We start from the raw sequence: 25,529 nt of genomic DNA on the forward strand, positions 1-25,529 counted from the left end.
TCCGCCGCTGACCCATCCCCGCCTCGCCACCGTTGCCGACCCACAAAGCGAATCAACAACAGCGGCCCTCAGCAAGGCGTTTCGCAGAGGTCTCCGACGCGGGCTGAGGTGATTCGCTGTCGGTGCTGATGGCGGAGGCGGGGATGGCGGGGCAGCCCGGTTTCTTTGACGCGGAGGAGCGGCTGCGCTGGCTGTCGGCCTCGGGCGATCCGCTGGAACGCCTTCGCACGGTGGTGGACTTCGAGGCGTTCCGCGCGGAGTTGGAGGCGGCGCTGCCGCGCGCCGAGCGCAGCCGCGGCGGGCGCCCGCCCTGGGACGCGGTGCTGATGTTCCGCGTCCTCGTGCTGCAGGCGCTCTACACGCTGTCGGACGATCAGGCCGAGTACCAGCTGCGCGACCGGCTCAGCTTCATGCGCTTCGTCGGCCTGGCCCTGCAGGACGTGGTGCCCGACGCCAAGACGATCTGGCTCTACCGCGAGCAGCTGACGCGCGCCGGCGCCCTGGCGAAGCTGTTCGAGCGCTTCGACGCGGTGCTCGCCGAGCGCGGCTTCCTGGCCATGGGCGGGCAGATCGTCGATGCGACCGTGGTCGAGGCCCGGCGATCCCGGCTGACCAGGGAGGAGAAGCAGACCCTGCGCGACGGCGGCACGCCGGCAGGCTGGTCGAAGGCGCGCACGCGCCAGATCGACCGCGACGGGCGCTGGACCATCAAGCGCGGCCGCAAGGCCAGGCCGCCCGAAGGCGCGCCGCGCCAGGCGACCGAGATCGCGGTGCCGATGTTCGGCTACAAGAACCACCTCGGCATCGACCGCGGCCACGGGTTCATCCGCCGCTTCGTGGTCACTGACGCAGCGCGGCACGACGGCGCCCAGCTCGGCGCCGTGCTCGACTCCGCCAACACCGGCAGCGGCGTCTGGGCCGACACCGCCTACCGCAGCAAGGCGAACCTCGAGTTGCTGGACCGGCGCGGCCTGCGGCCCGAGTTCCAGCGCGCCAAGCCGCGCGGGCGGCCGATGCCCGCCCACATCGCCCGCGGCAATGCGACGCGAGCGCGAGTGCGCGGCCTCGTCGAGCATGTCTTCGCCGCCGAGAAGCGGCGCATGGGTCTCGTCGTGCGCTGCATCGGCTTGGTCCGCGCCACGGCGCGGATCACGCTGGCCAACCTCGCCTACAACATGCGCCGCCTGGCGTGGATCGAGGGGCAAGCTGTGCCCGCCTGACCGATCCCGGCGCCGAAAACACCACGCCGACCGCCGCTCAAAGGCGGAACAGGCCATGCGAGACGGCCGCTTCACGCCCATCAGGGCTATCAGCGGCACTCAACAGCGCCCAAAGACCAGGTTATTCGAGGTGTCCAAGTGGGGTTCGAACCAGAGCAAGCGACGAGCGCGCTAAAACCGGCCATTTAACTGGGTTTTTGAGTTCCGTACTAAAACAGCAAAGTCAGGAGGTCCGGAGAGAATTGGCCTCCGGAGAGCGATTTTCCGCCGTCTCCGCGCCGAGCCAGTCAACGGGTCTGCCCCGAACACCCCAGGAAACCTGCCACTCAGCGCGGCGGTCGGTCTGGCGGAGAGAACGGCTCGTATGGGAACTGGCGGACAGGGAGGGATTCGAACCCTCGATACGCTTTTGACGTATACGCACTTTCCAGGCGCGCGCCTTCGACCGCTCGGCCACCTGTCCGGGGGCGCGGAAGATAGTCAGGGCGCGGCCCGAGGGCAACCCGTGGCCGCGCCCGCTCGATCAGTCGGCGAACTGGCCCGCCGCCTGGATCAGCGGCCGCCATTTCGCGATGTCCGCCTGCCAGAACTCGCGATGGATCTGCGGCGTCGCCCGCGCCGGGGCCACCGGGGCGGTGCCGAGGTCGGCGAAGCGCTGCGCGATGCCGGAATCCTGCAGCGCCTTCAGCAACGCCTGGTTCAACCGCGCAATGACCGGAGCCGGCGTGCCCCGCGGCGCATAGAGCCCGTGCCAGACGCTCACCTCGAAGCCCGGCAGCCCGCCCTCCGTCGCGGTCGGAATGTCGGCGAGCGAGGGCACCCGCTCGCTCGTGGTCACGGCGAAGGCGCGGATCGTGCCGGCGCGGATATGCTCGGTGGTGTTCGTCGTCTGGTCGCACATCAGGTCCACCGTGCCGGCGACCAGATCGTTCATGGCCGGTCCCGTGCCGCGATAGGAGACCGTCGTCATGCGCGTGTTCACCGCCTGCATGAACAGCAGGCCGCAGAGATGGCTCGCGGCCCCGATGCCGGCATTGGCGTAGTTCAGCGCCTCCCCGCGCCGGCGGATCAGCGCCACGAGTTCGGAGAGGTTCGTCGCCTCGATGTTGCGGCGCGCGACCAGCGTCATCGGCACCTCGGTGACGAGGCCGATCGTCTCGAAGCCGTTGATCGGATCATAGGCCAGACGCCGGTAGAGCGTCGGGATCGTCGCCATGCCGATGTGGTGCAGAAGGATGGTGTGGCCGTCCGGCCGCGCCCCCGCGACGCGCTGCGCGCCGAGCGTGCCTCCGGCGCCGCCGACATTCTCCACCACGACAGGCTGCCCAAGATCGGCGCTCATGACCTGCGCGATCAGCCGGCCGACCGTGTCGGTCGGCCCGCCCGCCGCGAAGGGGATGACCATGCTGACCGGGCGGCTCGGGAACGGAGCCTGCGCAAGCGCCGGCGCGGCTGCTGCCGCCGCCCCGGCTGCGACGGCCGCAGCGAGGCCGCGGCGAGTGAGAACCTTCATGCGAAACACCTCCTTCTCTGGCGGGCATCGCGTGCCCGCTTCGCGTTCTTCCCGGACCTGCGCCTCGCCGACCGGCCCCGCGGGTCTCGCGGCGGGCTGGATTCGCCGGATCAGGCGTCCATCTTCAGCGCCGCGATGAAGGCGCTTTGCGGAATCTCGACCTTGCCGAACTGCCGCATGCGCTTCTTGCCTTCCTTCTGCTTCTCGAGGAGCTTGCGCTTGCGGGTGATGTCGCCGCCGTAGCACTTGGCGGTCACGTCCTTCGACAGCGCGCTGATCGTCTCGCGCGCGATCACGCGCCCGCCGATCGCCGCCTGGATCGGGATCTTGAAGAGCTGGCGGGGGATCAGTTCCTTCAGCTTCTCGCAGATCTGCCGCCCGCGCCGCTCGGCCTGGCTGCGATGCGCCATGAAGGAGAGCGCGTCCACCGGCTCGTTGTTCACCAGGATGGAGATCTTCACGAGGTCGCCCTCGGCATAGCCGTCCATCTGGTAGTCGAAGGAGGCATAGCCGCGGCTGACCGACTTCAGCCGGTCGTAGAAGTCGAACACCACCTCGTTCAGCGGCAGGCGATAGACCAGCATGGCGCGGGAGCCGACATAGGTCAGTTCCACCTGCTGCCCGCGGCGGTCGTTGCACAGCGCCAGCACCGGCCCGAGATACTCGTCCGGCAGCATGATGGTGGCCTTGATCCAGGGCTCCTCGATGTGGTCGATGACGCTGCCGTCGGGCATGTCGGCGGGGTTGTGCAGCTCGAATACCTCGCCGTTGGTCTTGTGCACCTTGTAGACGACCGAGGGCGCAGTCGCGATCAGGTCGAGGTCGAACTCGCGCGACAGGCGTTCCTGGATGATCTCGAGGTGCAGCAGTCCGAGGAAGCCGCAGCGGAAGCCGAAGCCGAGGGCCGCCGAGGTCTCCGTCTCATAGTGGAAGGAGGCATCGTTGAGGCGCAGCTTCGCGAGGCTCTCCCGCAGCTTCTCGAAATCATCCGCATCCACCGGATAGAGGCCGCACCACACCACGGGGACGGAGGGCTTGAAGCCCGGCAGCGGCTCGGCCGCGGGGTTGCGGTCGTCGGTGATGGTGTCGCCGACATTGGTGTCCGCGACCGTCTTGATGGCCGCGGTGACGTAGCCCATCTCGCCCGGCCCCAGGCTGTCCACCGGCACGAGCTTCGGCTTGAAGACGCCGACCTGCTCGATGGTGTGCACCGCGCCCGTGGACATCATGCGGATGCGCTGGCCCTTGCGCAGATGGCCGTCCTTCACCCGCACCAGGATGACCACGCCGAGATAGGCGTCGTACCAGGAATCCACCAGCAACGCCTTGGTGGCGGCATTGGCGTCGCCGGTTGGCGGCGGCAGGCGCGTCACGATCGCTTCCAGCACGCCCTCGATGTTCAGCCCGGTCTTGGCGCTGATCATCACCGCGTCGGAGGCGTCGAGGCCGATCACGTCCTCGATCTGCTGCTTCACGCGGTCGGGCTCGGCGGCCGGCAGGTCGATCTTGTTCAGCACGGGCACGATCTCGTGCCCCGCATCGATCGCCTGGTAGACATTCGCCAGCGTCTGCGCCTCGACGCCCTGGGAGGCGTCCACCACCAGCAGCGAGCCCTCGCAGGCCGCGAGCGAGCGGCTCACCTCATACGCGAAATCGACATGGCCCGGCGTGTCCATCAGGTTCAGGACGTAGGTCTTGCCGTCCTTGGCCGGGTAGGTCAGGCGCACGGTCTGCGCCTTGATGGTGATGCCGCGCTCGCGCTCGATCTCCATGTTGTCGAGCACCTGATCCTTCATCTCGCGCGCAGACAGCGCCCCGGTCGCCTGGATCAGGCGGTCGGCGAGGGTGGACTTCCCGTGATCGATATGGGCGATGATCGAGAAGTTGCGGATCAGTTCGAGGGGCGTGTCGGTCATGGGATTCCGGGCAAGGGCCGGCGCCGGGCATCGCCGGGCCATCTGCCCGGGGGAGATAGGGCAGAAGCGCCTGAAGTCCAACCTTTCCGGCAAGGGGCGCCCGGCCCTGTTCCCGGATTCCGCCAGCGACTAGGCTCGGGCACGAGCAGAGAAAGGCAGCCCGGCCCATGCCCAAGCGCGCCATCGCCTCCGACCGCGTGCGCAAGCCGTCCATCCCCTTCGCCCAGGCGACCATCGCGGGCGGCTTCATGTTCGTCTGCTGCACCGGCGTGGACCGGCAGGGCCGCTTCGCCACCGGCGACGTGCGCGCCCAGACGCGCCAGGCCATCGAGAACATCCGCGCGCTGATCGAGGAGGCCGGAGGCAGCCTGCGCGACGTGGTGAAATGCACCGTCTACGTCACCTCCCGCGAGGACTGGGCGCCGATGAACGAGGTCTATTTCGCCCATTTCGCGGAGGACCCGCCGCACCGCGTCTCCTGCATCGTCAGCGGCCTCGGCCCGCCCGACGCGCTGGTCGAGATCGACGCGACCGCCTATCTCGGCACGGACTGAACCGGCCGCCACCGGTGCTGCCTGCACGGCGGCGTGCAGCGTGCATCCCCGCCCGTCACGCGCCACGCGGCGCGGGTGATCGCCGTCCGGCGGCCACCCACGCCGCCGGGCCATCAGGCGCGCAGCGTCGCCCCCGTCGCCTTGGCCACCGCGGCGACGATGCGGTCCGCGACGGCCTCGATCTGCGCGTCGGTCAGCGTCGCCTCGCGCGGCTGGATCGTGACCTGGATGGCGAGGGACTTCGACCCCTCCGGCACGCCCTTGCCGCGATAGACGTCGAACAGCGCGACATCGGCGATCAGCGCCTTCTCGGCGCCACGGGCCGCGCGCAGCAGCGCATCCGCGGCGACACCCTCCGGCACGATGAAGGCGAAGTCGCGCCGAACCGGCTGGAAGGCGGGCAGGTCGGGCGCGCCCTTCCTCCGCCGCTTGGGCTCGGGCACGGCATCGAGGAACACCTCGAAGGCCACGGCCGGGCCCGGCAGGTCGAGGGCTTCCAGCACCTTCGGATGGACCTCCCCGAAGGTCGCGAGGACCAGCTTCGGCCCCTGCCGCACCGTGCCCGAGCGGCCGGGGTGGTAGAAGCCCGGCGCATCGGCCGTGACCTGCAGCGCGGCCATCGGCACGCCGAGCGCCTCCAGCACCGCCATCGCGTCGCCCTTGGCGTCCATGGCGTCCATGCCGCGCGCGACTTCCGCCCAGTGCCGCGGCGTCGCGCCATGGCGCACGCCCGCGGCCACCGAGACCTGGCCCTCCGGCGTGATGTCCCGATAGGTGGCGCCGAGCTCGGCCAGCGCCACGTCCGCGAAGCCGCGCGCGGCGTTCCGCGCAGCGGCCAGCAGCAGCGAGGCGACCGGCGTCGGCCGCATCTGGTCGAGATCGGCGGCGATCGGGTTCACAAGGCGCAGGGCCTCGGGCGTCTCGCCGAACAGCGCGGCTGTCTTCGCCTCCATGAAGGCGAAGGTGACGCATTCCTGCATCCCCCGCGCCGCCAGCACGCGGCGGGCCAGCGCCGCGCGCGCCTGCCGCGCGGTGAAGGCGGGCGGCGGGATGACCGCGACGGCAGGCAGCGAGACCGGCGGCACCGCATCGAGCCCGCCGAGGCGCAGCACCTCCTCGATGAGGTCGCATTCCGGCTCGATCGCGGCGCAGCCTTCGGCCGCGCGGGCCGCGCGTTCGGGGTCGAGGCCCGCGAACTGCGTCAGCGCGCCGCCGCCCGCACGATAGGCGGAGAGGTCCGAGGCGACGTCGTTGCGCCAGGACGGCACGGCAACGGTCACGCTCGCCGCATCGCGCGCCTGCACCGCAAAGCCGAGGCGCTCCAGCCGCGCGACGGACTCCTCGGCGGGCAGGTCCAGACCGCCGTAGTCGCGCACGCGGCCGAAGCGCAACGTAGCCGACCGCCGCCAGGCCGGCTCCGCGCCGGCCATGCTGATCCTGCTCGCCTCGCCGCCGCACAGGTCGAGGATCATGCGCGTCGCCGCCTCCAGCGCATCGGGCAGGAAGGCGGGGTCGAGGCCGCGCTCGAAGCGCGCGCGCGCATCGGTGCGCACATCGTGGCGCCGGCCCGACAGCGCGATGCGCACCGGGTCGAACAGCGCGCATTCGATGAAGCACTCCGTCGTCGCCTCGTCGCAGCCGGAATGCTCGCCGCCGATCACGCCGCCCAGCGCCTCGGGCCCGGCGGCGTCGGCGATCACGCCATCCTCGGGGCTCAGCGCATAGGTCTTGCCGTTCAGCGCGACGAGGCTCTCGCCCTCCCGCGCCATGCGCATCACGAGGTCGGTGCCCTTCACCTTCGCCACATCGAAGACATGCAGCGGGCGGCCGAGGTCGAAGGTGAAGAAGTTGGTGATGTCCACCAACGCGCTGATCGGCCGCAGGCCGATCGCCGTCAGCCGGTCCTGCAGCCATTTCGGTGAGGGGCCGTTCCGCACGCCCCGCACGGCGCGGCCGAGCACCCAGAGGCAGGCGCGGGGATCCTCGATCTTCCAGTTCAGCGGGGAGTCGTAGGCGGGCGCCACGCGCGGCGCGGACCACGGCTTCAGCGTCCCGAGCCCCGCCGCCGCGAGGTCGCGCGCGATGCCGCGCACCGAGAGCGCATCGCCGCGGTTGGGTGTCACGCTGATCTCGATGACCGGATCATCGAGGCCCGCCCACTTCACGTAGGATTCGCCCAGCGGCGCATCGGCCGGCAGGTCCACGATGCCGGTATGGTCGTCGCCAAGGCCCATCTCGCGCGCGGAGAGCATCATCGCCTCCGACTTCACGCCGCGGATCTCGCCCGCCTTCAGCGTGATGCCGGTGCCCGGGATGAAAGCGCCGGGGAGTGCCGCCACGCCCATCATGCCGGTGCGCGCATTGGGCGCGCCGCACACCACGGAACGCTCCACGCCGTCGCCGACATCCACCCGCAGGTGGCGCAGCCGGTCGGCATTGGGGTGCTGCACCGCCTCGATCACGCGGGCGATGCGGAAGGGGGCGAGCGCCGCGCCGCGGTCCTCGATGCCTTCGACCTCGAGGCCGATGGCGTTCAGCGTGCGGGCGATCTCCTCGACGGATGCCTCCGTGTCGAGGTGGTCGCGCAGCCAGGAGAGCGTGAACTTCATCGGGTCAGTCCTGCGTGTTCAAGACGGAGGGGCGCCGCCCCTCCGAACCACCCCGCCAAAGGCCGAAAGGCCTGTGGAAACCATCGCCTGGCGCCGGACCTCCGCGGCTGGCGCAGAATCTGGTTCCGAGGGCCTCTCGGCCCATGGGAGCCCAGGCGGGGGGGCGCGAGGAGGCGGTGCCCCCTCGCCGGTCACACCCCTTCATGCAGCATCGCCGGCGCGAGCGGGCTGCTCGCGTAGTGGCGCAGCCAGCGGATGTCGGCCTCGTAGAAAGGCCGCAGGTCCGGGATGCCGTGCTTGAGCATGGTGATGCGCTCGATCCCCATGCCGAAGGCAAAGCCCTGCCATTCGCGCGGGTCTATGCCGCAATTGGCCAGCACCTTCGGGTGCACCATCCCCGAGCCCAGGATCTCGAGCCAGTCCCCGCCCTTGCCCAGTTCGCCGGTCTTGCGGCTCCAGCCGATGTCCACCTCCATCGAGGGTTCGGTGAACGGGAAGTAGGAGGAGCGGAAGCGCACCGGCAGGTCGGCGATGCCGAAGAATGCGCGCAGGAAGTCGATCAGGCAGCCCTTGAGATGCCCGAGCGTGATGCCGCGGTCGATCACCAGCCCCTCGACCTGGTGAAACATCGGCGAATGCGTCGCGTCATGGTCGGCGCGGTAGGTGCGCCCGGGGACGATGACGCGGATCGGCGGTTCCTGGTTCAGCATGGTGCGGATCTGCACGGGGCTCGTGTGGGTCCGCAGCACCGGCCGGCGCCCCTCGGCTTCCGGCAGGTAGAAGGTGTCGTGGTCCTGCCGCGCCGGATGGTGGTCGGGGATGTTGAGCGCGCCGAAGTTGAACCAGTCCCCCTCGATGTCCGGCCCCTCGGCCACGGCGAAGCCCATGGCGCCGAACAGGGCGGTGAGTTCCTCCATGGTGCGGGCGATCGGGTGGATGCCGCCCTCGGCCGCCGTGCCCGGCGCCGAGGCGCGCGGGGGCAGCGTCACGTCGATCCGCTCGGCGGCGAGGCGCGCATCCAGCGCCGCCGCGTCGAGGACGGCGCGGCGCGCCTCGATGGCGGCCTCGATGGCGGCCTTCAGGCGGTTCAGCGCCGCGCCGCGCTCCTTGCGCTGCTCGGCCGGCACCGCGCCGAGGCCCTTGAGCAGCGCGGTGAGGCTGCCCGACTTGCCGAGCACGCCGACGCGCACCGCATCGAGCGCGCGCAGGTCGGCGGCGGCAGCGAGGGCGGCCTCGGTCTCGGCCTGCAGGGAAGCGAGGTCGTCGGTCATTGGCACCATGTCCGGAAAGCAGGAAGGGCCGCGTCCCGGCTGATCCGGGATGCGGCCCTCTGCTAGACGCTGTTGCGGCCCCGGGAAAGCCCGGGACCGGGGGTTCAGGCGAGCTTCGCCTTCGCCTGCTCGACCAGCGCCGCGAAGGCCGCCGGTTCATCGAAGGCGAGGGCGGCCATCACCTTGCGGTCCATCTCGATCCCCGCCGCCTTCACGCCGGCGATGAAGCGCGAGTAGGTGAGGCCGTGCTCTCGAACCGCGGCGTTGATGCGCTGGATCCAGAGGCCGCGGAAATCCCGCTTCTTGTTGCGCCGGTCGCGATAGGCGTACTGCAGGGCCTTCTCGACGCGCTCGAGCGCGGGGCGATAGGCGGTCGAGGAGCGGCCGACATAGCCCTCGGCGAGCTTCAGGACCTTCTTGTGCCGGGCGTGCTTGGTGACGCCGCGCTTCACACGAGCCATGGTGCGTCCCCCTCCTTACCGGTCCAGCCCGTAGGGCAGCCACTGCTTCACGGTATCGCCGTCCTGCTTGTCCATCACGAACATGCCGCGGTTCTGCCGCTTCATCTTGGTGGTCTTGGCGGTCAGGCAGTGGCGCTTGTTGCCCGCGCCGGCGCGCACCTTCCCGGTGGCGGTCAGCCGGAAGCGCTTCTTCACGCTCGACTTCGTCTTCATCTTGGACATTTGGCCCTCCTGATGCGGGGTCGGGGCGTCCGGGGTCATCGCACCATGCGAGGCGGACGCGCTTTCCCGGCCGGGCATGTCCAGGGGGCCACGACGCGGGAGGCGGGCGTATAGCCCCCGGCAGGGCCGCCCGCAACCCCTTCCGGCGGCAACCGGGCCTTCACGGGTTCGGGTGTCTCCTCCTCCCCCGCCCCGCCGCAGGCCCCGGGAGACCGCACCCCTTGCAGACCGCCATCGCCCTGTCCGCCGATGCCCTCGACAAGGCCCTCGCCCCCCATTTCGCCGCGCTGCGCGCCTTCATGGACCGCCGCATCGCCGAGCTCAGCGCCGAACTCGCCTCCTCGGTCCAGCTCATGGGCATGAGCGAGGAGGCGATCACCGCCCGCATCGCCGAGGTCCATGGCCAGATCGCGCGGCTGATCGCCATCCCGGCCACCGGCGCCCGGACCTCGGGGATGGAACTGGAGGCCGTGGTGCAGGCCACGGAGGCCGCCGCCGACACCATCCTCGAAGCCGCGGAGGCGATCCAGGCCTGGCTCGACCACGGCGCCCGCGACGCCGAGGCCATCGCCGCCCTGACCGAAAGGGTGAACGCCATCTTCCAGGCCTGCTCCTTCCAGGACCTGACCGGCCAGCGCATCCGCCGCGCCATCCGGCAGTTGCAGCAGGTCGAGAGCATGCTCGAAGAGCTGATGCCTGGCGGCGCGCCGGAGCGGACCGACCGCGTGACGGTCCGTGGCCATGCCCAGACCGTGGCGAACGAGGCCGCCGCCGGCCCCGACCTCGCCCAGGCGGAGATCGACCGCCTCCTCGGCGGCTGACCGACACGCCCGGCAGGGCAGCCCCGCGCGGGCCGCCCTTGGATCGCGGCGCGGGGCGGGGCATATCGGCCGCAGCATGACCCCTTTCCGCAAGATGCACGGCCTGGGCAACGACTTCGTCGTGCTGGACGGGCGCGACCGGGCGCTGCCGATCACGCCTGCCCGCGTCGCCGCCATCGCCGACCGCCATTTCGGCGTGGGCTGCGACCAGTTCATCGTGCTCGAACCCCCGCCGCCCGGCGCCGATGTCTTCATGCGCATCCGCAACCCGGACGGGTCCGAGGCCGGGGCCTGCGGCAACGCGACGCGCTGCGTCGCTTCCCTCGTCGCGGCCGAGACCGGCAAGGACCGGGTGGTGGTCCGCACCGTCGCGGGCGACCTGCGGGTCGAGCGCATGCCCGGCGGGCTGTGGCGGGCCGACATGGGCCCGGCAAGGCTGCGCTGGGACGACGTGCCGCTGGCGCACAAGGCGGACACGCTGCACCTGCCGCTCGCGCTCGGCCCGGTGGCCGACCCCGCGGCCTGCTCCATGGGCAATCCGCACGCGACCTTCTTCGTCCAGGATCTCGACGCGATCCCCGTCGCCGAGCTCGGCCCGAGGCTCGAGACCGACCCGCTCTTCCCCGACCGCGCCAATATCGGCTTCGCGCAGGTGCTCTCCCGCACCCATCTGAGGCTGGTGATCTGGGAGCGCGGGGCGGGGCTGACGCTCGCCTGCGGCTCGGGCGCCTCGGCGGCGATCGTCAACGCCGTCCGCCGCGGCCTGACCGAGAGGCGCGCCACCGTGACCATGCCCGGCGGTGACCTGACCATGGAATGGCGCGAGAGCGACGGCCATGTGCTGATGACCGGCCCGGTCGCGACGGTCTTCACCGGCACGCTCGACCTCGAGGCATTCGGCGCATGAGCGTCGAGGTGCTGACCTTCGGCTGCCGCCTCAACGCCTATGAATCCGAGGCGATGCGCGACCTCGCGGCGAAGGCCGGCCAGGCGGGGGCGATCGTGGTCAACACCTGCGCCGTCACGGCCGAGGCGGAGCGCCAGGCGCGCCAGGCCATCCGCCGCGCGCACCGCGACAATCCCGGCGCGCGCATCATCGTCACCGGCTGCGCGGCGCAGATCGCGCCCGAACGCTGGGCCGCGCTGCCCGGCGTGGAGCGCGTCATCGGCAATGCCGACAAGCTCAAGCCCGAGACCTGGGCGGCGCTGGACGCCCCGCCCGCCCCCGTCACCGACATCATGGCCGCGACCGAGACGGCGGCGCATCTCGTCACCGACTTCGCCGGCCGCGCGCGGGCCTTCGTGCAGGTGCAGCAAGGCTGCGACCATCGCTGCACCTTCTGCGTCATCCCCTACGGCCGCGGGCCGTCGCGCTCGGTGCCCATCGGCGCCATCGTCGAGCAGGTGCGCGCGCTCGTGCAGGCCGGCTACCGGGAGGTCGTGCTGACCGGGGTGGACATCACCTCCTATGGCCCCGACCTGCCGGGCAGGCCGAGCCTGGGGCAGATGGTGCGGCGGCTGCTCGCGCTGGTGCCGGAACTGCCGCGACTGCGGCTGTCCTCGCTGGATCCGGTCGAGGTGGACGAGGACCTCTGGCGCCTGATCGCCGAGGAGCCGCGGCTGATGCCGCATCTCCATCTCTCGCTCCAGCACGGCGCCGACCTGATCCTCAAGCGCATGAAGCGGCGGCATCTGCGCGCGGACGCGGTGGCCCTGGCCGATCGCGCCCGCCGCCTGCGCCCGGGCATGGTCTTCGGCGCCGACCTGATCGCCGGCTTCCCGACCGAAACCGAGGAGCACTTCGCCGACACCCTCGCTCTGATCGAGGAGTGCGGCCTGAGCTTCCTCCACGTCTTCCCCTATTCCGAACGGCCCGGCACGCCGGCGGCGCGCATGCCGCAACTGCCCGTGCCGGTCCGCAAGGAACGCGCCGCCCGCCTGCGCGAGGCCGGGGCCAAGGCCGCCTCGCGCCTCTTCGCCGCCCGGGTCGGCCAGGAGGAGGCGGTGCTGTTCGAGCATGCCGACCGCGGCCATACCGAGCACTTCGCCCCGCTGCGCCTCGCCCGCGGCGCCGCCACCCCCGGCGAGATTCGCCGCCTGCGCGTGACCGGCGCGACCGCGGACGCCCTGCTGGCGGAGGCCGCCTGATGCTGAAGAACCTGCTCGGCCGCCTGCGCGGCGGCGACGCGCCGGAGCCGCCCCGCCCGCCGGAACCGCCCGGCGCCGCACCGCCGGCCGCCATGCAGACACCGGAAACCGGCCCGGCCGAGGCCGTGGCGCCGCTGCCCGAAGCCCCGCCGGCCCCCGCCCCGGCCGGGCAGGAGCCGGAACCCGCGCCAGCGCCGGGGGGCTGGTTCTCCCGCCTGAAGGCCGGTCTGGCGCGCTCCACGGCGAAGCTCACCGACAGCGTCACGGGCCTCTTCACCAAGCGGAAGCTCGATGACGCCGCGCTCGAGGAGCTCGAGGAGACGCTGATCGCCGCCGATCTCGGCGTCGCCGCCGCGCGCCGCATCGTCGAGGGCTTCCGCCGCACCCGCTTCGGCAAGGAGGTCACCGACGAGGAGGTGAAGGCGACGCTCGCCGATGAGATCGCCGCCATCCTCGCCCCCGTGGCGCAGCCGCTGCCGATCGAGCCCGCCCGCGCGCCGCATGTCGTGCTGGTGGTGGGCGTGAACGGCACCGGCAAGACCACCACCATCGCGAAGCTGGGCAAGCAGTATCGCGACCAGGGGCTCAGCGTCGGCATGGTGGCCGGGGACACCTTCCGCGCCGCGGCGGTCGAACAGCTGCAGGTCTGGGCCGAGCGCACCGGGGCGCGCTTCTTCCCGCCCGCCAAGCCCGGCGCGGATGCCGCGGGCCTCGCCTTCGACGCGCTGACCACGGCGCGCGCGGAGGCGCTCGACGTGCTGCTGGTGGATACCGCCGGGCGCCTGCACAACAAGTCCGCGCTGATGGAGGAGCTACGGAAAGTGGTGCGCATCATCCGCCGCGTGGACGAGGGCGCGCCGCATTCCGTGCTGCTGGTGCTGGATGCCACCACCGGCCAGAACGCCGTGCAGCAGGTGAAGGTATTCAAGGAGATGGTGGACGTCACCGGCCTCGCCGTCACCAAGCTGGACGGCTCGGCCAAGGGCGGGGTGGTGGTGGCGCTGGCGCAGGAATACGGGCTGCCCGTGCACGTGGTCGGCGTGGGCGAGAAGGCCGAGGATCTGCGCCCCTTTGCGGCGCGGGATTTCGCACGCGGGCTGCTGGGGCTGGACTGATCCGCGCTTCGGGCGGATGGTCCCGCCCATGAAGCCGATCGCCCGCACCCCCATCCCCGACCTCAACGCCCTGCCCGAGGACATCCGCGCCCGGATCCTGACGGTTCAGGAGAAGTCGGGCTTCATCCCGAACGTGTTCCTGATGCTCGCCCACCGGCCGGAGGAGTTCCGCGCCTTCATGGCCTATCACGACACGCTGATGGACAAGTCCGAGGGGCTGTCCAAGGCGGAGCGCGAGATGATCGTGGTCGCCGTCTCCTCGCGCAACCAGTGCCAGTACTGCGTGGTGGCGCATGGCGCCATCCTGCGCATCCGCGCGAAGAACCCGCTGATCGCCGACCAGATCGCGGCGAATTGGCGCAAGGCCGACATCACCGAGAAGCAGCGCGCGATGCTGGACTTCGCCATCAAGGTGACCGACCGCGCCAACGAGGTGAACGAGGCCGACCACGAGGCCCTGCGCGCCGCCGGCTTCGACGACGAGGCGATCTGGGACATCGCCGCCATCGCCGCCTTCTTCGGCATGTCGAACCGCCTGGCGAACGTGACCAACCTGCGCCCGAACGATGAGTTCTACGCCATGGGGAGGGGCTGATGCCCGAGGTCCGCTGGGAACGCCTGACCGCGCCGGAGTTGCGCGCGCTCGCCGAACGCGACGCCGTGGTGGTGGTGCCGGTCGCGAGCCTCGAGCAGCACGGGCCGCATCTGCCGGTCTGGACGGATTCCTTCATCGGCCATTCGGTGAGCGTGCGCGCCGCCGAACTCTGCGCCGACCTGCCGGCGGTCGTGCTGCCGCCGATGTGGCTCGGCCTGTCGGAGCACCACTTCCCCTTCGGCGGCACGATCAGCCTGGACTACGCGACCTTCGCCGGGGTGCTGCGCTGCATCGTCCGCTCGCTGCTGGCGGACGGGTTCTCGAAGGTGATGCTGTTCAACTCGCATGGCGGCAACATCGACCCGCTCGCGGTCAGCGCGCGTGAACTCGCGCATGAATTCGGCATCCCGGTGCTGACCACCACCATCACCAAGGTCGCACCGGCCGCGATCGCGGCGACGCTGACGGCGCAGAAGGCGATCCACCACGCCTGCGAGGGCGAGACGAGCCTCTGGCTGCATCTCGACCCCGCCCAGGTGCGGCAGGAGGAGATCGCCAACTCCGTCTCGCCGGGCAATTTCGACGCCGGGCAGCAGGTCTCCTCGCGCTTCTGGTCGTTCAGCGAGCGCGCGCCCGTCACCGGCGTGCGCGGCGATGCCCGCGCCGCGACCGCCGAGAAGGGCCGCGTCATCTTCGAGGCGATGGCCGAGGGGCTGGCGCGCGAGCTGCGCGAGCCTGCCAACTGGTCCCCACCCGACGATGTGTGGCGGCGCGGGCGGGCGCAAGGCCCGCGGTGATCCCGCCCTTCTTCGGGCAATGGGAATCGGCCGGGCGCATCGGCGAGATCCTCTCGGGCGCGCTCGCCGCGGAGGATGACCCGCTCTGGCCGCGCTCCGGCGCCGCCGGGGCGGCGGATTATGCGCGCTGGGCCGACCATCTCTGCGGCGTGGCCTGCCTGCGCATGGTGCTCGCCGCGCGCGGCATCACCCCGCCGCGCGCCTTCGACCTGGCGCGAGAGATCACGGCACGCGGCGGCTATGTCGTGCAGCCGGACGGGGCCATCCGGGGGCTGATCTACGCGCCGGCGGTCACCTGGCTGCGCGAGGCCGTGCGCCTGCCCGCCGAGGTCCGCGTGGATGTGGCGGCCACGGATGTCCCGGCGCTGGTGGGCGAGGGCGGCCTCTTCATCGCCTCGGTGCATCCCTGGATCCGCTGGCCCGAGCGCGTGCCGCCCGCGCGCGGCGGGCATCTCGTGCTGGTGTTCGGAGCGACGGGCGGCGCGCTGAGGCTGAACAACCCGTCCGGCGACACGCCCGCGTCGCAGCGGGACATGCGCATGCCGGTCGAGATCTTCGCGCGGTTCTACGCGGGCCGGGGGATCGCGCTGCGCGGAGCGTAGCCAGAGCGGCGCCGCCCCTCCGGACCACTCCGGCAAAGGCCGAAGGGCCGTCGCGGACCGTTCTTGGCGTGGCGCAGGGCGGCGGAGTCGGACCACATCCGCGCCGGTGCCGGGTATCGGTTGCGAAAAGCCTTTCGGCCTGCGCGGGCCCCGTCGGTGTTGCGCGGCAACGCCGATGGGCACCCGTGGCGGGTCCAGGGCGAAGCCCTGGCAGCCTGCGCGGCGGCGCCCCGCTTGTGTCCCCTCGCGCCTTCCCCCATGTCGGGCGCCATGGAAAACGCCCTCCGCGTCCAGCCCGACCCCGCCGACCCGCGCCTGACGCGCCGCGTCGCCGGCATCGACCACACCGGCCAGCCGATCGAGACCTCCGTCACCGTCGAGCGCCCGCTCACCCTCTACCTGAACGGGCAGGAGATCGTGACCATGATGACCATCCTCGACCGCCCGGAGGATCTCGCACTCGGCTACCTGCTGAACCAGGGGATGCTGAAGCCCGATGCCGTGGTGACCGGCGTGGACTACGACGACGACCTTGGCGTGGTGGTGGTTCGCACGCCCGAGCGGACCGACTTCGAGGAGAAGCTGCGCAAGAAGACGCTGACCTCCGGCTGCGCCCAGGGCACCGCCTTCGGCGACCTGATGGAGGGCTTCGCGCAGGTGCGGCTGCCGCGGGCCGAGTTGCGGACCTCCTGGCTCTACCGCCTGCTGCACCGGATCAACACGCTGCCGACGCTGTATCTCGAGGCCGGGGCCATCCATGGCTGCGCGCTGTGCGTGCGCGACCAGCCGGTCGTCTACATGGAGGATGTCGGCCGCCACAACGCGGTGGACAAGATCGCCGGCTGGATGTTCCGCAACCGCGAAACGCCGGACGACAAGATCTTCTACACCACCGGCCGCCTGACCTCGGAGATGGTCATCAAGACCGTGCGCATGGGCATCCCGATCCTGGTGTCGCGTTCGGGCTTCACCGCCTGGGGCGTGGAACTGGCGCGCGAGGCCGGCCTCACGCTGATCGGGCGCTGCAAGGGCAAGCGCTTCGTCGCCCTCGCGGGGCAGGAGCGCATCGTCTTCGATGCCGACCTCGCCTATGTGCCCGAGGAGAGCGCGAAGCATTGGCGCAAGAACAGCGCCGAGGCGATGGCGGCCGGCGATGAGGGATGACACGCTCGGCGTCGTGCTCGCCGGCGGGCTGGCGCGGCGCATGGGCGGCGGGGACAAGCCGCTGCGCCTGCTGGGCGGCCGGCCGATGCTGGACCATGTGCTCGCGCGCCTCGCGCCGCAGGTGGCGGGCATGATCCTGAACGCCAATGGCGACCCGGCGCGCTTCGCCGGGCACGGCCTGCCGGTCGTGGCGGACGGGCTGCCCGACCATCCCGGGCCGCTGGCCGGCATCCTCGCGGCGCTGGACTGGGCGGCGGGGCAGCGCCCGGACCTGGCCTGGGTGGTCTCGGTGCCGGGAGATTCGCCCTTCATCCCGCACGACCTGGTGGCGCGCCTGCAGGCCGCCCGCGCGGCGCAGGGCGTGCCGCTCGCCTGCGCACGCTCCGCCGGCCAGGCACATCCCCCGGTCGGGCTCTGGCCGGTGGCGCTGCGCGACGACCTGCGCGCCGCCCTGCTGGGCGGCGAGCGCAAGATCGACCGCTGGACCGCGCGCCACGGCTGCGCGGCCTGCGACTGGCCGGCGGATCCGGTGGACCCCTTCTTCAACGCCAATGCGCCCGAGGACCTCGCCGAGGCGGAGCGCCTGCTGCCCATGTTGCAAAGCGCGCAGCGCCTCGCCATAGAAGAGCCAAAGGGTTGAGGGGAGCGCCTCGCATGAAGGCCATCGTCGCCGGCATCGCCATCGCCGTGATCGTCGCGGTGGGCGCGGCCTATGTTCTCGATTCCCGGTTCCAGCAGACGGCCACCGCCGCCTTCACGACGACCGGCGCGCGGCTCTGACGCGGGCGGCCTGATCGCGCGGCGCGCCGTCCCGCGGCCGGCCGCGCGTCCGGATGGCCGACTGAAGCGCCATGCCGGGCGCACGACGCCCTTCGCGTGGTGGCGGGGCGAGACCCTGCGCGCCGCCGCCCGTGCGGCCGGGCCGTGCCGAGGACGGCCCATCGCGCAGCCATGAACACCAAGTCTTCAGCATCGGGCCGCCCGTCGAGCCCCGGGCGTGCCGCGTCAGGATGATCTGAACGTCCTGCTCGGGGGCTACCCGGAATCCATCCGGCTCAGGAGGCGCGATCGCAATCCCCCGCCGCCACGGCAGCGCGGATCTGCGCCCCGGCGAGGTCGCTGAACACGAAGGTGAAGCGCCAGCCCTGGCGCAGCGCGAAACCGAACTCCCGGCACACCGCGGGCAGCGTCTTGCGGCGCATGGCGAGGGCGAGCTCGTTGCGGCTGCCTGGCGCGATCATGCCGTTGTACTGGAAGGGGAAAGTCACGGACTGGCCGCTCAACCGCGCCTCCTGCGGCGTCACCTCCGGCGAGGCGAGGCGCGGCAGGCGCTGGTTGTACTCCGCGAGGCCGCGCTGCAGCCGCGCGGCGACGCGCTGTTCGGTCGTGGTGGGGCCGCTGCCGCCCATGGGTTGTTCGGACAGCCACGGCAGGATCCGCGGCAGGAGGAATCCCGACGCCACGAGAACGATCAGCCCGATGGCGATGGCGCGGATCATCCCGCGCGTTCCCGCGCCGCCGCGCTCACGCGCTCTCCGGCAGAAGGCCCGTGCGGATGATGTGCGGCCAGGCCGGGTTCGCGCCGTGCTCCTCCGCCCGGCGCGCCGCGCGTTCCCAGTCGTAGGCGACGGCCAGCATCTCCACGCTCGTCGCGGCACCGTCGAGCCGCAGCATGGCGTAGCGGGCATGCGGCGTGCCGGCCTCCTGCCGGTGCGCCGGCTCGCGCGAGATGCGGAAACCCGGCAGCCCCACCGCGCCGGGGTTCACCACCAGCGGCCCGTCCGGCACCTGCACCATGCCGGGGCGGTGGCTGTGGCCGCAGACCACCACGCGCGCGGCCATGCCCCGCGCGCCGAGCCTTTCCCGCAGCACCGCCAGGGGCGCGGGGCGGAGACGGCCGGCGACCACCTCCTCGATCAGGTTCTGCAGGTCGCTCTCCGGCGTGCCATGCACCGCGAGCAGCCCGGGCGCGGGTTCGAGCGTCGGCGGCAGATCCATCAGCCAGGCGCGCTGCGCGGCGCTCAGCCCGGCATGGGCGATGCGGTCCTGCATGTCCATCGCAGGGCCCGCGCGCTCGGTGATCCACCGGTCGTGGTTGCCGCGGATGCAGGGGATGCCGCGCTCCTGCAGCATCTCGACCGTCTCCGCCGGCCAGCCCGCGCCCGAGGCGATGTCGCCGAGGCAGATCGTGGCATCCGCGCCCCGCGCCTCGATGTCCGCGAGCACGGCTTCGAGCGCGGCGGCATTGCCGTGGATGTCCGTGATGACCGCGATGCGCATCGAGCCGCCCCTTGCAGGATCCGCCCGAGTCATCGCCGATCAGGCGGCGCCCGTCACCCCCGCGCGGCGGCGTCCGGCAGCGCGGTCTGGCCCAGAACCCATCCTTCCCAGCGCCGCACCGCCTCGTCCTCGGGCACGAAATCGGGCCGCAGCCCGTCCAGCACGCCGATCAGGCCGAGCAGCCCGACCACGCAATCGAAGCGGTCCTCGCCCGCCGCGTCGGCGCCGAAGCCCTCCGCCACGGCGTCGCGCAGCGCGGGGGAGGGCAGGACGCGCCGCGCCGCCATCGCCGCGCGCAGCGCCGGGGCGAGCGCCGCGCGGTCCGCCCGCACGCGCTTGGAGCCGCGCATCGCGAGGCCACAATGCCGCAGCGCCTCGGCCGGATAGACCTCGGCCAGCACGGCGCGGCCGGGCGCGAGCAGCCCGTGCAATCCGCCCGCGAAGGGCCAGAGCGCGTAGGGCGCGCCGCCGGCGAGGCGCGGCGCCAGCCAGTCCCGCCAGGCCGCGATCGCCGCCTTGCCCGACTGGTTGGCGCCCAGCGTCCAGAACACCGGCGCGCCGGCCGGCCGCTCGGCGGTGGCGCGGTCGCACAGGCGCGACAGGGCGCGGGCATCCGGCAGGCCCAGGGCCGCCGCATGGGCCGCCCGCGTCATGCCCTTCACGCCGCGCGCGGGGTAGAAGGGCCGCTCGCGCGAGACCTCCTCGATCCGCTCCGCCACGGCGAAGAAGCCCGGGCGCTGCGCGAGGGCGCCGAGGAAGTCCACGAAGCCTGACTCGCTGCGCCCCTCCGCGAAGCCGCGCGGCACGCCGAGGGGCAGGTCGAGCCCGATCGCGACCGGCCCGCCCTCGGCGATCAGGGCCGCGGCCAGCGCCGCCGGATCGCCCACCGGCGCGGGTGCCTCGGCCCGCCAGCCGCGCACCCCGCGGCGGGCCACGCAGACCCAGCGCTTGCGCGGATCCGTGCTCCAGTCGGCATGGGCGGCGATCATCCCCATATGCCATTCCGCCTGCGACAGGCTGCGACACCGACGCGATGGAGCCCCGCCATGGACGCCACCCACGCCGCCACCCTGCCCGGCCAGGACGCCGCGCATCCGGACGGGCAATACGGGCGCGCCGCGAAATGGTTCCACTGGATCACGGTCGGCCTCATGGCCGTCGCGCTGCCGACGGGCTTCGTCATCAAGTTCATCACCGGGGAGGCGGAAGGCGCCTACAAGATGGCCTTCTACGCCATCCACGAAAGCGCCGGGCTGACGATCCTGTTCGTCGCCATCGCGCGCATCCTGTGGAAGCGCCGCAACCCGCCGCCGCCGCACCCGCCCGGCCTGCCGGCGCCGATGCGCATCGCCGCGACCGCGACGCACCACGCCCTTTATGCGCTGCTGATCGTCCAGCCCATCCTGGGCTTCCTCGCGACCAACGCCTGGGGCTTCCCGATGCAGGGGCGGACGGCCTATCTCGGGCTGATCGACCTGCCCAGGTTCATGGAGGCCTCGACCGGCATCGCCACCGTGCTGTCCTGGGGCCACACCATCGGCGGCTACATGCTCTTGGTGCTGCTGGTCGCCCACATCGGCGCGGCGATCTTCCACCACGCCATCCGCAAGGACGGCACGCTGATGCGAATGCTGTGATGACTGCGCGGCGCGATCCCGTCGAATGCCCCCATTGCGGGGAGCCGACGCAGCCCAACGAGCTTGCGGATGGCAGCACCGTCTGCTCCTGCGCGGCGGAGCGCGAGATCGGCGGGGCCGCGCGCCTTCCGCCGCGGCCCGGGCGTGCCGCGACCGCACCGGGCGGCGGCTGAGCGGGACGGCCGCGCCGGCGCTTGGAGCAGGGTGCCGCCATCGGGGCGGATGCGCTGCGGGGCATTCGCGTTCGCCGCGGCTCGATGCGCTGTCGCGGCGGGCATCCCTGCCCGGTCAGGTGACGCCGCCCCATCGGCGTCTCCGCCGGGGGCGTTGCCCGGGCCGCCGCGTCGCCAAGGCCCGCTTCGCCCCGGCGGCTGGATCGGCCATCAATATCCGCGCGGGATCAGCCCATGCTCGCGCGCCTGGCGGTGCAGCGTGTCGCGGAACTCCGGATGCGCGAGGCCGATCATCGCCTTCGCCCGGTCCGCCACCGATTTCCCCTTCAGGTTCGCGATGCCGTATTCGGTCACGACATACATCATGTCCGACCGCGGCGCCGTGACGATGTTGCCCGGCGTGAGGTTCAGCACGATCCGGCTGCGCCGTTCCCCGCGCTTCTCGTAGGTCGAGGAGAGGCAGATGAAGGACTTCCCGCCCGGCGAGGCATAGGCGCCGCGCACGAACTGCAACTGCCCGCCGGTGCCGCTGATGTGCCGGTGGCCATCGGATTCCGAGGCCGCCTGCCCCTGCAGGTCGATCTGCGTGGTGTTGTTGATCGCCACCACCTTCTCGTTCTGCATGATGATGTGCGGCATGTTGGTGTGCTCGACCGGCAGGCAGGCGAAGTCCGGGTTGTCGTTGATCGTGTCGTAGAGCGCCCGCGTGCCGAGGGCGAAGGAATAGACGCTGCGGCCGGGATGCAGCCGCTTGCGCGCATTCGTCACCCGCCCGGCGCGGTAGAGTTCCGCGAGGCCATCGGTCAGCATCTCGGTATGGATGCCGAGGTCGCGCACGCCGCTTTCGAGCAGCAGCGTGCAGACCGCATTCGGCATGCCGCCGATGCCGATCTGCAGGCAGGCGCCGTCCTCGATCTCGTTCATGATGTGCCGGGCGACGGCGCGGTCCACCTCGGTCGGCGTCGTGCCGGGCAGTTCCGCGGGCGGGGCGCCGTTGCCCTCGATGACGAAATCCACCTCGCTCGCATGCACGCCGTTGTCCTCGCCATGGCAGAGCGGGATGGCGGGGTTGGTCTCGATGATGACGATGCGCGCCATCTCGACGATGGCGCGGTGCCAGAGATTGGCGCCGCCGAAATTGAACACCCCGTTCGCGTCCATCGGCCGGGCCTGGATGATCGCGACATCCACCGGGTCGTTGAAGCGCCGGTAGTAGTCCGGGATCTCGCCGAGATTGACCGGGATGTAGTGGCTGATCCCGGCGTCGTGCTTCTTCCGGTCGTAGCCGGAGAAGTGCCAGGAGAACCACAGGAAGTGCTCGCCGCGCGGGTCGGCCTCGAGCACGGCGCGGGGGCGGAGCGAGAGGCAGTTGCGGATCTTCACGTTCCGCAGCTCGGGCGCGCGCGCCGCGAGCGCGGCGTCGAACACGTCCGGCTGGCCGGTGATGACGCCGTAGTCCAGCCAGTCGCCCGATTTGACCAGCGCGGCGGCCTCTGCCGCCGAGATGTGCCGCGGGGTCTTGCCGCCCATGTTCACTTTCATCGCGCTCTCCCTGGGCGCCGGCACGGCATCGCCGCCCGGGCCGTCACCCACGAATCTGGCAGGATTCCGGGCCTTGCGCCAAGCATCACGGCGCGCCGGCAGCGGGGGGCGAAACGACGAACGGCCCGGGCATGCGCCGCGGGCCGTCGCGCGATGGTCCTTCGCCGGGGCGCTGGTCAGTGGGCGTCAGCCCACACCTTGCGCTTCACGGCATAGACGAGCCCGGCGAGGATCGTCAGGAAGATGATGACCTTCACGCCCATGGCGCGGCGCTGCTCGAGTTCGGGCTCGGCCGCCCAGGCGAGGAAGGTGGTCACGTCCCGCGCCATCTGCTCGATGGTGGCGGGCGTGCCGTCGGCGTACTCCACCTGGTCCGGGTTGAGGGGCCGCGCCATGGCAATCTGCTGGCCCGGGAAGTAGCGATTGAAGTGCATCCCGTCCATCAGCGTGACGCCGGGGGGCGGGTCCTGGTAGCCGGTCAGCAGGGCGTAGATGTAGTCCGCCCCGCCGATGCGCGCCTTGGTGATGACCGAGAGGTCCACCGGATAGGCGCCGTTGTTCGCCGCCCGCGCCGCCTGCTGGTTCGGGAAGGGGCTGCGGAAGCGGTCCGAGGCGCGCGCCGGCCGCTCGAACATCTGGCCTTCGTCGTTCGGCCCGTCCATCACCTGGAACTGCGAGGCGATGGCCGCGACCTGCTGCTCCGTGAAGCCGAGCTCGCGCAGGTTGCGGTAGGAGAGCAGCCGCATGGCGTGGCAGGCGGCGCAGACCTCCTTGTAGACCTGGAATCCGCGCTGGGCGCTCGCGCGGTCGTAGGTCCCGAAGATCCCGTCGAAGGAGAAGCGGGTGTCCGGGATCGGCACCGTCGGGCCCGCGGCGAGGGCGGGCGCGGCCGATGCGGCGAGCAGGCCGCCGAGCAGGGCGAAGGCCTTGAGCGTGTTGCGGACCATGGTCAGGCCTTCTCCATCGGCTTCGCGGCGGCGCCGGCGGGCAGCGGCCCGCCGCCGCCCAGCACCGCGCGCGCGATGCTCTCGGGCAGCGGCAGCGGCTTCTCGAGCCGCCCGAGCAGCGGCAGGATCACGAGGAAATACGCGAAGTAGTAGGCGGTCGCGATGCGGCTGATCGTCACATAGGGTTCCTCGGCCGGCATCGCGCCGCAGTACATCAGCACGAAGAAGGAGATGGTCCAGAGGAACAGCGCGATGCGCGCCATCGGGCGGAAGCGCATCGAGCGCACCGGGCTGCTGTCAAGCCAGGGCAGCACGAACAGCACCGCGATGGAGCCGAACATCAGCAGCACGCCGCCGAGCTTGTCGGGCACCGCGCGCAGGATCGCGTAGAAGGGCAGGAAGTACCATTCCGGCACGATGTGCGCGGGCGTCACGAGCGGGTCGGCCGGGATGTAGTTGTCCGCATGGCCGAGGTAGTTCGGCGCGAAGAAGACCAGCGCGGCGAAGACGATGAAGTAGATGACCAGCCCGAAGCTGTCCTTCGCCGTGTAGTAGGGGTGGAAGGGCAGCGTGTCCTTCGGCCCCTTGGGCTCGATGCCGAGCGGGTTGTTCGAGCCCGTGATGTGCAGCGCGACGACATGCAGGAACACCACGCCGACGATCACGAAGGGCAGCAGGTAGTGCAGCGAGAAGAAACGGTTGAGCGTGGGGTTGTCCACGCTGAACCCGCCCCAGAGCAGGCTGACGATCCAGTCACCCACGAAGGGGAAGGCGCTGAACAGGTTGGTGATGACTGTCGCACCCCAGAAGGACATCTGCCCCCAGGGCAGCACGTAGCCCATGAAGGCGGTCGCCATCATCAGCAGGAAGATGACGACGCCGAGGATCCACAGCAGCTCGCGCGGCGCCTTGTAGGAGCCGTAATACATGCCGCGCCAGATGTGGATGAACACCACGATGAAGAACATCGAGGCGCCGTTCATGTGGACGTAGCGGATCAGCCAGCCGAAGTTCACGTCGCGCATGATCCGCTCCACGCTGTCGAAGGCGTGCGCGGTGTGCGGCGTGTAGTGCATGGCGAGGAAGATGCCGGTCGCGATCATGATCATCAGGTTGACCATGGCGAGCGCGCCGAAGTTCCAGAAATAGTTGAAATTCCTGGGCGTCGGGAAGGAGCCGTACTCCTTCTGCATCATGGTGAAGATGGGCATGCGCTGGTCGATCCAGCGCACCACCGGGTTCTTGAAGTCGCTGTCGTGCAGGCCGATCGCCATCTCTCGCGTCCCTCAGCCGATGCGGATCTTGGTGTCGGAGGTGAAGGCGTATTGCGGCACTTCAAGGTTCCGCGGCGCCGGGCCCTTCCTGATCCGCCCGGAGGTGTCGTAGTGGCTGCCGTGGCAGGGGCAGAACCAGCCGTTGTAGTCCCCCTTCGCGTCGGTCGGCTTCTGGCCGAGCGGCACGCAGCCGAGATGCGTGCAGATGCCGAGAAGGACCAGCCACTGGTCCCGCTGCACCCGCGCCTGGTCCGGCTGCGGGTCCGGCAGCTGGGAGAGCGGCACCTCGCGCGCGGCGGCGATGTCGGCCGCGGTGCGGTGGCGCACGAAGACCGGCTTGCCGCGCCACATCACGGTGACGGCCTGGCCCTCGGCGATCGGCTCGAGCTCGACATCGGTGCTCGCGAGCGCCAGCACGTCCCGCGCCGGCTGCATGGAGGCGATGAAGGGCCAAGCGACCGCGCCCACGCCCACGGCGGCGAAGGCCGTCGTCACAAGGTTGAGGAAGTCGCGCCGCGGCGGTCCGCCTGCGGTGGCCTCGCCAGTTTCAGCCATGCCTCACCATCCCTTCCGCCGCCGCGCGCCAGTCCGCGGCGGCCGCATCGCTCGAGCCCCGGCGCCGGCATCCGGCGCGCAGCGCGGGCGATGGGCGCACGTTCGCGCACGCT

Annotated in this window: 27 protein-coding genes and 1 tRNA gene; 14 read left to right on the forward strand and 14 right to left on the reverse strand. The window is 71.4% G+C overall.

Going from position 1 to position 25,529, the window contains the following annotated elements; translation table 11 throughout:
- The first annotated feature begins 143 nt into the window (after positions 1 to 143).
- A complete protein-coding gene (locus FHS88_RS00005) occupies positions 144 to 1,220 on the forward strand; it encodes an IS5 family transposase (RefSeq protein WP_184479965.1) in 1,077 nt (358 codons plus the stop codon).
- A 372-nt stretch (positions 1,221 to 1,592) separates the two neighbouring features.
- On the opposite strand, the gene FHS88_RS00010 is transcribed toward FHS88_RS00005, so the two are convergent.
- From FHS88_RS00010 to lepA, 3 genes are all read right to left on the reverse strand, one after another.
- Positions 1,593 to 1,683, reverse strand: a tRNA-Ser gene (locus FHS88_RS00010).
- Between the two features lie 60 nt (positions 1,684 to 1,743).
- Positions 1,744 to 2,733 (reverse strand): tripartite tricarboxylate transporter substrate-binding protein, encoded by a 990-nt coding sequence (locus FHS88_RS00015; RefSeq protein ID WP_184479967.1) that lies wholly within the window; start codon positions 2,731 to 2,733, stop codon positions 1,744 to 1,746.
- Between the two features lie 110 nt (positions 2,734 to 2,843).
- A complete protein-coding gene (gene lepA, locus FHS88_RS00020; RefSeq protein WP_184479969.1) occupies positions 2,844 to 4,649 on the reverse strand; it encodes a translation elongation factor 4 in 1,806 nt (601 codons plus the stop codon).
- A 167-nt stretch (positions 4,650 to 4,816) separates the two neighbouring features.
- Here lepA and FHS88_RS00025 point away from each other — a divergent pair, with 167 nt between their 5' ends.
- A complete protein-coding gene (locus tag FHS88_RS00025; RefSeq protein WP_184479971.1) occupies positions 4,817 to 5,203 on the forward strand; it encodes a RidA family protein in 387 nt (128 codons plus the stop codon).
- A 113-nt stretch (positions 5,204 to 5,316) separates the two neighbouring features.
- Here the strand turns inward: FHS88_RS00025 and pheT are convergent, their stop codons facing one another.
- The 4 genes from pheT to rpmI form a co-directional block, all read right to left on the reverse strand.
- Positions 5,317 to 7,812 carry a phenylalanine--tRNA ligase subunit beta gene (gene pheT, locus FHS88_RS00030; protein ID WP_184479973.1) on the reverse strand — a complete coding sequence of 832 codons (2,496 nt, stop codon included), beginning with the start codon at positions 7,810 to 7,812 and terminating at the stop codon, positions 5,317 to 5,319.
- A gap of 191 nt (positions 7,813 to 8,003) precedes the next feature.
- Positions 8,004 to 9,083, reverse strand: coding sequence for a phenylalanine--tRNA ligase subunit alpha (gene pheS, locus FHS88_RS00035; RefSeq protein ID WP_184479975.1), 1,080 nt, complete (start codon positions 9,081 to 9,083; stop codon positions 8,004 to 8,006).
- Positions 9,084 to 9,187: 104 nt separating this feature from the next.
- On the reverse strand, positions 9,188 to 9,544 hold the full coding sequence (gene rplT / locus FHS88_RS00040; protein WP_184479977.1) for a 50S ribosomal protein L20: 357 nt from the start codon (positions 9,542 to 9,544) through the stop codon (positions 9,188 to 9,190).
- A gap of 15 nt (positions 9,545 to 9,559) precedes the next feature.
- Complete coding sequence (gene rpmI, locus FHS88_RS00045) at positions 9,560 to 9,766, reverse strand: 50S ribosomal protein L35 (RefSeq protein ID WP_184479979.1); 207 nt, start codon at positions 9,764 to 9,766, stop codon at positions 9,560 to 9,562.
- Between the two features lie 221 nt (positions 9,767 to 9,987).
- Here rpmI and FHS88_RS00050 point away from each other — a divergent pair, with 221 nt between their 5' ends.
- The 10 genes from FHS88_RS00050 to FHS88_RS21005 all read left to right on the forward strand — a co-directional run bounded on the left by FHS88_RS00050 (position 9,988) and on the right by FHS88_RS21005 (position 17,788).
- On the forward strand, positions 9,988 to 10,587 hold the full coding sequence (locus FHS88_RS00050) for a protein phosphatase CheZ (RefSeq protein WP_184479981.1): 600 nt from the start codon (positions 9,988 to 9,990) through the stop codon (positions 10,585 to 10,587).
- 76 nt (positions 10,588 to 10,663) lie between these two features.
- A complete protein-coding gene (gene dapF, locus FHS88_RS00055; RefSeq protein ID WP_184479983.1) occupies positions 10,664 to 11,494 on the forward strand; it encodes a diaminopimelate epimerase in 831 nt (276 codons plus the stop codon).
- Entirely contained in the window at positions 11,491 to 12,735 is a 1,245-nt protein-coding gene (mtaB, locus tag FHS88_RS00060) for a tRNA (N(6)-L-threonylcarbamoyladenosine(37)-C(2))-methylthiotransferase MtaB (protein ID WP_184479985.1), read from the forward strand. The genes dapF and mtaB overlap by 4 nt, the downstream gene beginning before the upstream one ends.
- Positions 12,735 to 13,850, forward strand: coding sequence for a signal recognition particle-docking protein FtsY (ftsY, locus tag FHS88_RS00065; protein ID WP_246419134.1), 1,116 nt, complete (start codon positions 12,735 to 12,737; stop codon positions 13,848 to 13,850). Before mtaB ends, ftsY begins: the two co-directional genes overlap by 1 nt.
- Positions 13,851 to 13,878: 28 nt before the next feature.
- Complete coding sequence (locus tag FHS88_RS00070) at positions 13,879 to 14,445, forward strand: peroxidase-related enzyme (RefSeq protein WP_246419138.1); 567 nt, start codon at positions 13,879 to 13,881, stop codon at positions 14,443 to 14,445.
- Positions 14,445 to 15,242, forward strand: a complete 798-nt coding sequence (locus FHS88_RS00075; RefSeq protein WP_184479989.1) for a creatininase family protein — start codon at positions 14,445 to 14,447, stop codon at positions 15,240 to 15,242. Before FHS88_RS00070 ends, FHS88_RS00075 begins: the two co-directional genes overlap by 1 nt.
- Positions 15,239 to 15,844, forward strand: coding sequence for a cysteine peptidase family C39 domain-containing protein (locus FHS88_RS00080; protein WP_184479991.1), 606 nt, complete (start codon positions 15,239 to 15,241; stop codon positions 15,842 to 15,844). The genes FHS88_RS00075 and FHS88_RS00080 overlap by 4 nt, the downstream gene beginning before the upstream one ends.
- Positions 15,845 to 16,114: 270 nt before the next feature.
- Positions 16,115 to 17,008: a formate dehydrogenase accessory sulfurtransferase FdhD gene (gene fdhD / locus FHS88_RS00085; protein ID WP_184479993.1), complete on the forward strand. Its 894-nt coding sequence runs from the start codon at positions 16,115 to 16,117 to the stop codon at positions 17,006 to 17,008.
- Positions 16,998 to 17,648, forward strand: coding sequence for a molybdenum cofactor guanylyltransferase MobA (gene mobA, locus FHS88_RS00090; protein ID WP_184479994.1), 651 nt, complete (start codon positions 16,998 to 17,000; stop codon positions 17,646 to 17,648). The genes fdhD and mobA overlap by 11 nt, the downstream gene beginning before the upstream one ends.
- A gap of 14 nt (positions 17,649 to 17,662) precedes the next feature.
- Positions 17,663 to 17,788: a hypothetical protein gene (locus FHS88_RS21005; protein WP_272872773.1), complete on the forward strand. Its 126-nt coding sequence runs from the start codon at positions 17,663 to 17,665 to the stop codon at positions 17,786 to 17,788.
- A 275-nt stretch (positions 17,789 to 18,063) separates the two neighbouring features.
- Here the strand turns inward: FHS88_RS21005 and FHS88_RS00095 are convergent, their stop codons facing one another.
- The 3 genes from FHS88_RS00095 to FHS88_RS00105 are packed head-to-tail and all read right to left on the reverse strand — an operon-like array spanning position 18,064 to position 20,283.
- The gene (locus tag FHS88_RS00095) at positions 18,064 to 18,507 is read right to left on the reverse strand and encodes a hypothetical protein (RefSeq protein ID WP_184479997.1); all 444 of its coding nucleotides are present in this window, start codon (positions 18,505 to 18,507) and stop codon (positions 18,064 to 18,066) included.
- Positions 18,508 to 18,532: 25 nt separating this feature from the next.
- A complete protein-coding gene (locus FHS88_RS00100) occupies positions 18,533 to 19,288 on the reverse strand; it encodes a metallophosphoesterase family protein (protein ID WP_184479999.1) in 756 nt (251 codons plus the stop codon).
- A 53-nt stretch (positions 19,289 to 19,341) separates the two neighbouring features.
- Entirely contained in the window at positions 19,342 to 20,283 is a 942-nt protein-coding gene (locus FHS88_RS00105; protein WP_246419141.1) for a hypothetical protein, read from the reverse strand.
- 51 nt (positions 20,284 to 20,334) lie between these two features.
- Here FHS88_RS00105 and FHS88_RS00110 point away from each other — a divergent pair, with 51 nt between their 5' ends.
- Both FHS88_RS00110 and FHS88_RS00115 read left to right on the forward strand, forming a co-directional pair.
- Positions 20,335 to 20,925 carry a cytochrome b gene (locus FHS88_RS00110; protein WP_184480001.1) on the forward strand — a complete coding sequence of 197 codons (591 nt, stop codon included), beginning with the start codon at positions 20,335 to 20,337 and terminating at the stop codon, positions 20,923 to 20,925.
- Positions 20,925 to 21,098 carry a hypothetical protein gene (locus tag FHS88_RS00115; protein ID WP_184480003.1) on the forward strand — a complete coding sequence of 58 codons (174 nt, stop codon included), beginning with the start codon at positions 20,925 to 20,927 and terminating at the stop codon, positions 21,096 to 21,098. Before FHS88_RS00110 ends, FHS88_RS00115 begins: the two co-directional genes overlap by 1 nt.
- Positions 21,099 to 21,308: 210 nt before the next feature.
- On the opposite strand, the gene FHS88_RS00120 is transcribed toward FHS88_RS00115, so the two are convergent.
- The 4 genes from FHS88_RS00120 to petA form a co-directional block, all read right to left on the reverse strand.
- Positions 21,309 to 22,628 carry an acetyl-CoA hydrolase/transferase family protein gene (locus FHS88_RS00120; protein ID WP_184480005.1) on the reverse strand — a complete coding sequence of 440 codons (1,320 nt, stop codon included), beginning with the start codon at positions 22,626 to 22,628 and terminating at the stop codon, positions 21,309 to 21,311.
- 188 nt (positions 22,629 to 22,816) lie between these two features.
- On the reverse strand, positions 22,817 to 23,587 hold the full coding sequence (locus tag FHS88_RS00125; protein ID WP_184480007.1) for a cytochrome c1: 771 nt from the start codon (positions 23,585 to 23,587) through the stop codon (positions 22,817 to 22,819).
- 2 nt (positions 23,588 to 23,589) lie between these two features.
- Positions 23,590 to 24,861 carry a cytochrome b gene (locus FHS88_RS00130; RefSeq protein ID WP_184480009.1) on the reverse strand — a complete coding sequence of 424 codons (1,272 nt, stop codon included), beginning with the start codon at positions 24,859 to 24,861 and terminating at the stop codon, positions 23,590 to 23,592.
- Between the two features lie 12 nt (positions 24,862 to 24,873).
- Positions 24,874 to 25,416, reverse strand: coding sequence for a ubiquinol-cytochrome c reductase iron-sulfur subunit (gene petA / locus FHS88_RS00135; RefSeq protein ID WP_184480012.1), 543 nt, complete (start codon positions 25,414 to 25,416; stop codon positions 24,874 to 24,876).
- Between the last annotated feature and the right edge of the window lie 113 nt (positions 25,417 to 25,529).

The organism is Neoroseomonas alkaliterrae, assembly GCF_014199195.1.
GTDB classification, from domain to species: Bacteria; Pseudomonadota; Alphaproteobacteria; order Acetobacterales; family Acetobacteraceae; genus Neoroseomonas; species Neoroseomonas alkaliterrae.